This window comes from Streptomyces sp. NPDC057010, assembly GCF_042673805.1.
Taxonomy (GTDB): domain Bacteria; phylum Actinomycetota; class Actinomycetes; order Streptomycetales; family Streptomycetaceae; genus Streptomyces.
On record NZ_JBHUSC010000100.1, the window covers coordinates 1 to 8,714 of the forward strand.

At 71.7% G+C, this 8,714-nt stretch carries 6 protein-coding genes; 1 reads left to right on the forward strand and 5 read right to left on the reverse strand.

Going from position 1 to position 8,714, the window contains the following annotated elements:
* Positions 1 to 41 precede the first annotated feature (41 nt).
* The 5 genes from ACFTXQ_RS35875 to ACFTXQ_RS35895 form a co-directional block, all read right to left on the reverse strand.
* Positions 42 to 1,634: a Na+/H+ antiporter gene (locus tag ACFTXQ_RS35875; protein WP_382649668.1), complete on the reverse strand. Its 1,593-nt coding sequence runs from the start codon at positions 1,632 to 1,634 to the stop codon at positions 42 to 44.
* A 151-nt stretch (positions 1,635 to 1,785) separates the two neighbouring features.
* Positions 1,786 to 2,253: a GNAT family N-acetyltransferase gene (locus ACFTXQ_RS35880; protein ID WP_382649671.1), complete on the reverse strand. Its 468-nt coding sequence runs from the start codon at positions 2,251 to 2,253 to the stop codon at positions 1,786 to 1,788.
* Positions 2,250 to 3,191 (reverse strand): RluA family pseudouridine synthase, encoded by a 942-nt coding sequence (locus ACFTXQ_RS35885; RefSeq protein WP_382649674.1) that lies wholly within the window; start codon positions 3,189 to 3,191, stop codon positions 2,250 to 2,252. The genes ACFTXQ_RS35880 and ACFTXQ_RS35885 overlap by 4 nt, the downstream gene beginning before the upstream one ends.
* 41 nt (positions 3,192 to 3,232) lie before the next feature.
* Positions 3,233 to 3,793: a signal peptidase II gene (gene lspA, locus ACFTXQ_RS35890; RefSeq protein ID WP_382649676.1), complete on the reverse strand. Its 561-nt coding sequence runs from the start codon at positions 3,791 to 3,793 to the stop codon at positions 3,233 to 3,235.
* A 99-nt stretch (positions 3,794 to 3,892) separates the two neighbouring features.
* Positions 3,893 to 4,828, reverse strand: a complete 936-nt coding sequence (locus tag ACFTXQ_RS35895) for a TraR/DksA family transcriptional regulator (protein WP_382649679.1) — start codon at positions 4,826 to 4,828, stop codon at positions 3,893 to 3,895.
* Positions 4,829 to 5,384: 556 nt separating this feature from the next.
* Between ACFTXQ_RS35895 and ileS the strand changes: the two genes are divergently transcribed.
* Positions 5,385 to 8,531, forward strand: coding sequence for an isoleucine--tRNA ligase (ileS, locus tag ACFTXQ_RS35900; protein WP_382649682.1), 3,147 nt, complete (start codon positions 5,385 to 5,387; stop codon positions 8,529 to 8,531).
* Positions 8,532 to 8,714: the final 183 nt, after the last annotated feature.

Here is an 8,714-nt window from a genome sequence, read left to right on the forward strand (position 1 = left end):
CCCCGGCCCCCGCACCGCCCGCGCACCCCGCGCACCCCGCCCTACGAACTCCGCAGACTCCGCACGTCCAGATGCCGCAGCACCCGGTCCACGATCTCCGGATCCGCCCCGGGCTCGCTGCGCGCCGCGAGGACCTCGTGCCGGGCGGCCGACATCATCTCGCGCTGGATCCGCTGGACGTGCCGGATCCGCTCCACCCGCTGCGCGTACGCCTCCCGCCGCTCCTCGTCCACCAGGTCGGGGCTGATGCGGGCCCCCACGTCGTACGCGCGCCGGTACAGGGTCTCCACCAGGTCCTCCGGGAGGTCCTCCACCTCCTCGATCTCCTTCAGCCGCCGCTTCGCGGCCTTCGCCGCGCGCAACGCCAACTGCCGCTGGGTCTCCCGCTCCGCGTCCGTGTCCGCCTCCACCCCCAGCCTCCGCACCAGCCACGGCAGCGTGAGCCCCTGCAGCACCAGCGTCGCCATGATCACGGCAAAGGCGATGAACACCATCTCGTCCCGCGCCGGAAACGCCTCGCCCGCATCCGTCCGGAACGGGATGGCGAGGGCCAGCGCCACCGAAGCCACCCCCCGCATCCCGGCCCACCACATCACCACGCTCTCCCGCCAGCTCAGCGGGATCTCCTCGTCGTAGTCGCGCCGCGTGTGCAGCTTCTTGGCGAGCCAGCCGGCCGGCAGCAGCCACGCCAGCCGTACGCCGACCACCACTCCGATCACGGCCACGGCCCAGCCGGTCATCTCCCACTCGCGCCCCGCCGCCGTACCGAAGACGTTGTGCAGCTCCAGCCCGATCAGTCCGAACGCCACCCCCGTCACCAGCATGTCGACGACTTCCCAGAAGGTGTGCCCGGCGAGCCGCCCCAGCACGTCGTCGGCGTCGGTCGCGTACTCGGCGAGGAACAGGGCCGTCGTCAGCACGGCCAGCACCCCCGACCCCTGGAGTTCCTCGGCGAGCACGTACGCCACGAACGGCACCAGCAGCGTCAGCCCGATCTGCAGCGTGGCATCACCGAGCCGCCCCATGAGCCGATGGGTGACCCACCCCAACGCGAGCCCGACGGCCACGGCGACGACGGCGGACAGCACGAACTCCCCCAGCGCGTCGGGCCAGGAGAAACTGCCGCTCACGGCGGCGGCGATCGCCACGTGGTACAGCACGATGGCGGTCACGTCGTTGAAGAGCCCCTCGCCCTCCAGGATGGACACCATCCGGCGGGGCAGCCCGAGCGTTCCGGCGACGGCGGTCGCGGCGACCGGGTCGGGCGGGGCGACGAGCGCGCCGAGCGCGACGGCGGCGGCGACCGGCATCCCCGGCACGACGGCGTTCGCGACGGCGGCCACGGCCGCGGTGGTCACGAAGACGAGCGCCACCGCGAGCAGCAGGATCGGCCGGACGTTGGCCGCGAACTGCCGCCAGGAGGTGCGCTGCACGGAGGCGTACAGCAGCGGGGGCAGCACGAGGGGCAGGATGTACTCGGGCGGGATGTCGACGTTCGGCACGACCGGCACCAGCGCGAGGACGACTCCCCCGATGGTCATCAGCACGGGCGCGGGCAGACCCAGCCGGTCCCCGAGCGGCACGGTGACCACGGCGCCGAGCAGCAGCACGAAGAGCAGAGCAAGCTGGTCCACTCCCCCACCCTGCCAGTCCGCTGCGCTCGGCTCGGGCCGCGACGCGTGTCGCACTCGGCGCCGCTGCCGGGGGGTTTTGGCTGGCGTAGGCCTGAAAGCGCGCGTCGTGCAGCGGGGGCAGCGCCCCGGCAGCGGCGCCGCACCCACAGCGCTACGGCAGGGCCCGCCTCATGGCCCGGTGCGGGATGCCCGCGTCCTGGAACTCCGGGCCGTAGGCCATGTACCCCAGCCGCTCGTAGAAGCCCAGCGCATGCGTCTGCGCGCCCAGGTCCACCCCCGCGAGCCCCAACCGCCCGGCCTCCGCCTCGATGGCCCGGACCAGCGCCACCCCGACGCCCAGCCCCCGCGCGGAAGCGCGGACGGCCAGCCGGCCCAGCGAGCCGACGCCCAGCGCGCCACCGGTCTTGGCCAGCGCGGCGTCCCCGTACAGCAGCCGCCCCGTACCCAGCGCGACCCCGTCCGGCCCCACGGCCAGCACGTGCACCGCGTCCGCGTCGTAGGCGTCGTACTCGATCGACTCCGGCACCGACTGCTCGACCACGAACACCTCGGACCGCACGGCGAAGCAGGCCGCCCGGTCGGCGTCCCCCTCCGCCACCCTGACGGCGAAGGCCGTCACTCGCTCTCCGCCCGGATCACGTCCAGCGCGTGCTGGAGGTCCGCCGGGTAGTTGCTCTCGAACTCCACCCACTGCCCGTCCGCCGGGTGCTCGAAGCCCAGCCGCACCGCGTGCAGCCACTGCCGGGTCAGCCCCAGCCGCTTCGCCACCGTCGGGTCGGCCCCGTACGTGAGGTCGCCGACGCACGGGTGCCGGTGCGCGGACATGTGCACGCGGATCTGGTGCGTACGCCCCGTCTCCAGCTTGATGTCCAGCAGTGAGGCGGCCCGGAAGGCCTCGATCAGGTCGTAGTGCGTGACGGACGCCTTGCCGTCCTGCGTCACGGCCCACTTGTAGTCCGCGCTCGGGTGGCGGCCGATCGGCGCGTCGATCGTGCCGCTCATCGGGTCCGGGTGCCCCTGCACCAGCGCGTGGTAGCGCTTGTCCACGACCCGCTCGCGGAACTGGTTCTTCAGCGAGGTGTAGGCGCGCTCCGACTTGGCGACGGCCATCAGGCCGGAGGTGCCGACGTCGAGGCGGTGCACGATGCCCTGGCGCTCGGACGCGCCGGAGGTGGAGATCCGGTAGCCGGCGGCGGCGAGGCCGCCGATGACGGTGGTGCCCGTCCAGCCGGGGCTCGGGTGGGCGGCGACGCCCACCGGCTTCATGATGACGACGATGTCGTCGTCGTCGTGGACGATCTCCATGCCGGGTACGGGCTCGGCGACGAGCTCGACCGGCCGCGGCGGCTCGGGCATCTCGACTTCGAGCCAGGCGCCACCGTGCACGCGCTCGGACTTCCCGACGACGCTGCCGTCGACCGACACCTTCCCCGAGGCCGCCAAATCGGCCGCCTTCGTCCGGGAGAATCCGAACATACGAGCGATTGCGGCGTCGACGCGCTCGCCCTCGAGGCCATCGGGAACGGGCAGGGTGCGGATCTCGGGAATCGTACTCACCTGTCGAGTATGCAGGACTCGGCAGAAGACCATTCCCGCGATCAGTCCTTGTGGACGGTCCCGTCCGGGTCCAGACCCTTGAACGACAGCAGGACGATCAGGATCCCGCCGCACACGATCGCCGAGTCGGCCAGGTTGAAGACCGCGAAGTGGGCCGGCGCGATGAAGTCCACGACCGCGCCCTGGAAAACACCCGGCGAACGGAAGATCCGGTCGGTCAGATTGCCCAGCGCACCGCCGAGCAGCAGACCCAGCGCGATCGCCCACGGCAGGCTGTACAGCTTGCGCGCCAGCCGCACGATCACCACGATCACGGTGGCCGCGATGCAGGTGAAGATGATCGTGAAGGCCTCGCCGAAACCGAAGGCGGCGCCGGGGTTGCGGACGGCCTCGAACTTCAGCAGGTCGCCGATGATCTCGATCGGCGGCTGGTGCTCCAGCTTCGCCACGACCAGCATCTTGCTGCCGAGGTCCAGCAGGTAGGCGAGGATCGCCACGACGAGCAGCGCCACGATCCGCCGGTGCCCCTTGGGCCCGGCGGACTCAGGCTGGGCGTCGTCCCCGACCTCCGGCGTACCGATGATGCGCTCCGCCTCTGCCACGTCAGTCCCTCGAACTCGCTCGACCCAGGCTCCTCCTGGACCCTGACGAGACACGAGGGTACGTCAGGGTCCCCGCGAGGGGGGCTCCGCCTGCTGCGCCTAGTGCCGGCGCTCCTGCTTCTGCTTGCAGTCCACGCACAGCGTGGCCCGCGGGAAGGCCTGCATCCGCGCCTTGCCGATGGGCTGCCCGCAGTTCTCGCAGAGCCCGTACGTGCCCGCCTCCAGCCGTTCCAGGGCCCGCTCGGTCTGCTCCAGCATCGAGCTGGCGTTCGCCGCGAGGGCCAGCTCGGACTCCCGCGTGATGTTCTTGGTGCCGGTGTCGGCCTGGTCGTCGCCGGCGCCGTCGCCGGAGTCCCGCATCAGGTCCGTGATGGCCGTCTCGGAGGCGTCCAGCTCGTTGCGCAGCCGCAGCACCTCCGACATCAGCTCCGTACGGGCCTCCTCGACCTCCTCGGGCGTCCAGGGGTCCTCTCCGGGCCGTACGGCGAGCTCTCCGGGCGTCAGGGCCGCCGTGGCGCGCGCCTTGGGCAGCCCGCTGGTGGCGGCCGCCGCCGTCTTCCTCGCCGTACCGGTGCTCTTCTTGGCAACCACTTTGCGGACTCCCGTCTTCTTCGCGGCCTGCGCCGCCCCCTCGGCCACGGCCTTCTTGGCCGGGGTCTTCCTCGCGGTCGCCTTCTCGGCCGGAGCCTCGGCGGCGGTCATCTTCCCGGCCGGCGACTTGGCCGCGGCGGTCTTCTTAGCGGCAGCGGTCTTCGTCGCGGCGACGGCCTTCTTCCCGGCGGCGGCCTTCGTCCCGCCGGCTGCCGCCGTCCCGTTGGCGGTCTTCTTCACGGCGGCATCGGCCTTCTTCGCCGCCACCGCCTTCTTGGCCGCGGCCGCGACCGGAACCGCGTCCACGGCGGCCACCGCCGCCCCCGCGGCGGTGCCGACCGCCTTCGCCGCGACCTTTCCGGCAGCCTTGACGGCCTTCTGCGCAGTACTCCCGGCGGTCTTCTTCGCCACCATGGCCGCGGCCCCTTCACATACTGTGATCATTGCTCGCGAATCGTGCCGGAACGATAAATCGACGCCGGTCCCACGGCAACGGGGCACGCATCCGTCGAGGCCAACCTGCATCCGTTGTGCCCATCAGGAGCCCCGGTAATCCGCCCCACCCGCCCCACTGGATCCCGTACGGCCGCGTCGGACCATCCGGGTCACGCGCCGCCCGCCCCGCGCACCCCGCCACGCCGGGCCGCCGGGCCCGCCACGGGCCCCCGTAAACCGGTCTGCCGCGTGCCGCCCGGGCCCGTACACTGGGCCCAGCGAGAGGCATGGATGGGGACGAGTAGCGTCGTACGCAGCCAGGAGCGACCCGGGGACGGTGAGAGCCCGGGGGCGAGCGCGATGTGAAGGATCACCCCGGAGCCGCCGGAAGAAAGCCGCAGGGGCCCGTACGGGTCTCCGCAGGGCCAGTAGAACCGGCTTCGCACCCCAATGAGGGGGCCACCGGCGTGTCCGGCGGCCAAGGAGGGTGGTACCGCGGGAGCAGCAGTCGGCTCTCGTCCCTCCGGACGGAAGTGACACCCCGCCGGAGGAAGAGTTCAGCCTCATGACCACACCGCCGCAGTACCGCCCGGTCCCCGCCCAGGTCGACCTGCCTGCCCTCGAGCACGCCGTCCTCGACTTCTGGCGCGAGAGCAAGACCTTCGCCAAGACCCTGGAGCAGTCCGAGGGCCGCCCCGAGTGGGTCTTCTACGAGGGCCCGCCGACCGCGAACGGCATGCCCGGCGCGCACCACATCGAGGCCCGCGTCTTCAAGGACGTCTTCCCCCGCTTCCGCACCATGCGCGGCTACCACGTGGCCCGCAAGGCCGGCTGGGACTGCCACGGCCTGCCCGTCGAGCTCGCCGTCGAGAAGGAGCTCGGCTTCAACGGCAAGCAGGACATCGAGGCGTACGGCATCGCCGAGTTCAACGCCAAGTGCCGCGAGTCCGTGACCCGCCACACCGACGCGTTCACCGAGCTCACGACCCGGATGGGCTACTGGGTCGACCTGGACGACGCCTACCGGACCATGGACCCCGAGTACGTCGAGTCCGTGTGGTGGTCGCTGAAGGAGATCTTCAACAAGGGCCTGCTCACCCAGGACCACCGCGTCGCCCCCTGGTGCCCGCGCTGCGGCACCGGCCTGTCGGACCACGAGCTCGCCCAGGGCTACGAGACGGTCGTCGACCCCTCGGTCTTCGTCCGCTTCCCGCTCACCTCGGGCCCGCTGGCCGGCGAGGCGGCCCTCCTGGTCTGGACGACGACCCCCTGGACCCTGGTGTCCAACACGGCCGTGGCCGCGCACCCCGAGGTCACCTACGTGGTCGCCACGAACGGCGAGGAGCAGCTGGTCGTCGCCCAGCCGCTGCTGGAGAAGGCCCTCGGCGAGGGCTGGGAGGCCACCGGCCGGACCTTCACCGGCAAGGAGATGGAGCGCTGGACGTACGAGCGCCCGTTCTCCCTGGTGGATTTCCCGGCCGAGGCCCACTACGTCGTCAACGCCGACTACGTCACGACCGAGGACGGCACCGGTCTGGTCCACCAGTCCCCCGCCTTCGGCGCCGACGACCTCGCCGTCTGCCGCGCGTACGGCCTGCCCGTCGTGAACCCGGTCCGCCCGGACGGCACCTTCGAGGAGGAGGTCCCGCTGGTCGGCGGCGTCTTCTTCAAGAAGGCCGACGAGAAGCTGACCGCCGACCTCGACGCCCGCGGCCTGCTCTTCAAGCACATCGCCTACGAGCACAGCTACCCGCACTGCTGGCGCTGCCACACGGCCCTGCTCTACTACGCACAGCCGTCCTGGTACATCCGCACCACCGCCGTCAAGGACGCGATGCTGCGGGAGAACGAGAAGACGAACTGGTTCCCGGACTCGGTCAAGCAGGGCCGCTTCGGCGACTGGCTGAACAACAACATCGACTGGGCGCTGTCCCGCAACCGCTACTGGGGCACCCCGCTGCCGATCTGGCGCTGCGAGGAGAACCACCTCACCTGTGTGGGCTCGCGCGCGGAGCTGTCGGAGCTGTCGGGCACGGACCAGTCCGCCCTGGACCCGCACCGCCCGTACATCGACGACGTGACGTTCACCTGCACGCACGAGGGCTGCACCCTGACCGCCGTCCGCGTGCCGGAGGTCATCGACGCCTGGTACGACTCGGGCTCGATGCCGTTCGCGCAGTGGGGCTACCCGTACAAGAACAAGGAGATCTTCGAGAAGCGCTACCCGGCGCAGTTCATCTCGGAGGCCATCGACCAGACCCGCGGGTGGTTCTACACCCTGATGGCGGTCGGCACCCTCGTCTTCGACAAGTCGTCCTACGAGAACGTGGTCTGCCTGGGCCACATCCTCGCCGAGGACGGCCGCAAGATGTCCAAGCACCTGGGCAACATCCTCCAGCCGATCCCGCTCATGGACCAGCACGGCGCCGACGCGGTGCGCTGGTTCATGGCGGCCGGCGGCTCCCCGTGGGCGGCCCGCCGGGTCGGCCACGGCACGATCCAGGAGGTCGTCCGCAAGACGCTCCTCACGTACTGGAACACGGTCGCCTTCCAGGCCCTGTACGCCCGTACGTCGAACTGGGCGCCCTCCGCCGCGGACCCGGCGCCGGCGGACCGCACGGTCCTCGACCGCTGGCTGCTCTCCGAGCTCCACACCCTCGTCGGCGAGGTCACGGACGCGATGGAGGCGTACGACACCCAGCGCGCGGGCAAGCTCCTCTCCTCCTTCGTGGACGACCTGTCCAACTGGTACGTCCGCCGCTCGCGCCGCCGCTTCTGGCAGGGCGACGCGGCCGCGCTGCGCACGCTGCACGACGTGGTCGAGACGGTCACCCGCCTGATGGCACCCCTCACCCCGTTCATCACCGAGCGGGTCTGGCAGGACATGATCGTCCCGGTGACCCCGGAGGCCCCGGAGTCGGTGCACCTGTCGTCGTGGCCGGAGGCGGACGCGTCCCAGGTGGACGGCACCCTGTCGCAGCAGATGCTGCTGGTGCGCCGCCTGGTCGAGCTGGGCCGGGCCACGCGCGCGGAGTCGGGCGTGAAGACCCGCCAGCCGCTCTCCCGGGCGCTGGTCGGTGCGGTGGGCTTCGACGCGCTGTCCCCGGAGCTGCAGTCCCAGATCACGGAGGAGCTGAACGTGTCCTCCCTGGCCTCGCTCTCCGAGGTCGGCGGATCGCTGGTGGACACGACGGCGAAGGCGAACTTCCGGGCGCTGGGCAAGCGGTTCGGCAAGGGCGTGCAGGACGTCGCGAAGGCCGTCGCCGCGGCCGATGCGGCGGCGCTGTCGCTGGCCCTGCGCTCCGGTGGGGCCTCGGTGGAGGTGAACGGCGAGCCGGTCACCCTCACCCCCGAGGAGGTCATCATCACGGAGACCCCGCGCGAGGGCTGGTCGGTGGCGTCCGACTCGGGCGCGACCGTCGCCCTGGACCTGGAGATCACCCCGGAGCTGAAGCTGGCGGGCCTGGCCCGTGACGCGATCCGCCTGATCCAGGAGGCCCGGAAGAACTCCGGACTCGACGTCGCGGACCGCATCGCCCTGCGGTGGTCCTCGGAGTCCGCGGAGGTCGTCACGGCCCTGACGGACCACGCGGCCCTGATCGCGGACGAGGTCCTGTCGACGGACTTCGCCGAGGGTCTGGCCGACGGCACGTACGGCGCCGAGTTCACGGACGAATCCCTGTCCCTCACCTTCCGCCTCCGCAAGGCGTAGCCCCCGGCCGAAGAGGCCCGTACCCCCTCTGCCCGGGGGGTGCGGGCTTCTTTGCTTCTCCCGCCTCAGACGCCGGCGCGGCTCACTACACGGCGCTACCGCGCCCGCGCCTCAAACGCCGGCGGGGCTGGAATTGCCCTGCGGGCAATCCAGCCGCACCAGGCGGACGGCAGCGGCCGAATC